Below are 1,819 nucleotides of genomic sequence, written 5' to 3' on the forward strand. Positions count from 1 at the left end.
TTCCCTTCGCCAGAACGAACCATCAAGATGCCATGCCCCCATGTCGGGCCCCCTTCTCGAAGAATGCCGAGTTCCACCTGGGTGGTATAACCTTGGCCATTAACTGCGTTTTTGCCCCTGACGATCGGGTAGTAATCCGACGAGCCGGCCACTAACCCAAAATTCACATGAAAGGGGGCTGTGTTGGCCCATTGGTCGCCATAAGCGTGAGAGTTATTGGCTGCCCAATGCCCTCCGTAAACCTCGAAGGCACCAGGCGTCAGGCTCGCGATTGTCTTTGCCCATCCCCCCGCACCGTTGGTCGACCACCACTGGATCGCGCCAGTACTCTCCAGCTCCATCGCGGCCGCATGCTTGCCCGGGATGTGCATCTCGAACATGGGGTTGGCATCGGCCTTGACCTGGATCCGCCTGCTTTCCGAGTGCCACAGTTGGCGCCAGCCTTTGAAAATGCCGTTCTCCACTGTGGCAAACCCCATTTCCGAGCCGGCAAAATCGAGCCCGATCATGCCGTTGTATCCGCCGGCATTGGCGTGCGCGACGTTGAAGTAATACTTCCACTCGCTCCCGAACGGCATGCCGTTGGCGGCGTTGTACGCGTTGTAAAACCCGCTCTTCTCTCTTAACTGGGTGGCCACATTGGTGGTGGCCGCGGCATAGGAACCAAGACCGGCCGGTACCTCGTCGATATTCTCCCAGGGGTGACGGTGACGCTTGAGGGCGAGCTCTGGCACATCATCCAGATCGCCCCATGTGTGGCGATGACTGCCGTCCTTGATCTCCACCGCGATGGTGACTCCCTGGGCATCTTCCAAAATGCCTTTGCCGGTGACATCACCGGTCAGCTCGATGGTGCGCTTGCGGCGCACGTCGGTGATGCTGCCATCGGCGTTGATGATGGCCACCTTGGCCACATGGTGCTGATAGCCGTTGCTGTCCAGGTAATCGACCATGTCCGGCACGCTCAAGGTGAGGGTGAAGTGGTTCACCCAGGCATCGAGCAGGGAGCCCGCCCGGTAGATATCGAGCCAGAGCCCCACCGGCTTGGCGCCCGGGGTGATTTTCTTCACCTCGTTAAGCTCGGCGCGCAGGCCGCCGACATAGGCCACCCCAGGCTGCACCTTGTAGACCCCGGACTCGTTGATCAGCTTGAAGCCGTCGCCGTAGAAGGTGGCCGGCCCGAAGAACTGCAGCGCCTGCAGGCGCAGGTCATCGTCCATTCCGCGCAGGCGAGCGGCATAGTCAATCTGCCAGGTGCTTGCGTCCACGTGGGTGGCGGTTGCCTCGGCGGCGCGGTCGTACTCCATCAGCATGGATTTGACCAAGCTGTTGCCAGTCTGGCCGGCCGCTTCGTCAGTCTTGAGCTTGGTCTCCAGCCCCTTATGCACAATCATCCCCACCATGCCGCTGGCTTTGTTGATGAGGTACATGGCGTTGAAGCTGAAATCGCCGACCGTGGTGTCCATCACGATGGTGTAGGCCACCGAGTCGTTGTTGATGCGCCCGCGCTGGTCAACCTTGTGGCGGTGCACAATCTGGCCCGCCGGCGGTAGCCCGCTGTCCGGGTCGATGGGGGCTGCAGGATCGAGGTCTGGCACGTTGGCCAGCACGAACTCATCGAGCACCACCGGCACTTGGGTGGCAAGGCACTCCTGCCAGTAGCGGGAGAAGGCATTGGTAATGATCTGGCTCATGGGTTCCTCTTAAGCGTCGCGCCAAACACATGCTGGCTCATGTCGATGCGACCAAAGCCCAAGGTACTGGCGACTGGGTAAACCACCTGAAACCGATAGCGGCGGCAGGTGCGGCCATAGTGTTG

1 protein-coding gene is annotated in these 1,819 nt (G+C 60.6%); it reads right to left on the reverse strand.

Annotated elements, in window-relative coordinates; all coding sequences use genetic code 11:
• Window positions 1-1,694 (reverse strand): phage tail protein (locus AB5Z09_RS10120; protein ID WP_368195221.1); only part of this gene is annotated, 1,694 nt, incomplete at its 3' end.
• Window positions 1,695-1,819: the final 125 nt, after the last annotated feature.

Origin of the sequence: Aeromonas sp. R2-2 (assembly GCF_040908355.1) — a bacterium.
Lineage (GTDB): Bacteria > Pseudomonadota > Gammaproteobacteria > Enterobacterales > Aeromonadaceae > Aeromonas > Aeromonas veronii.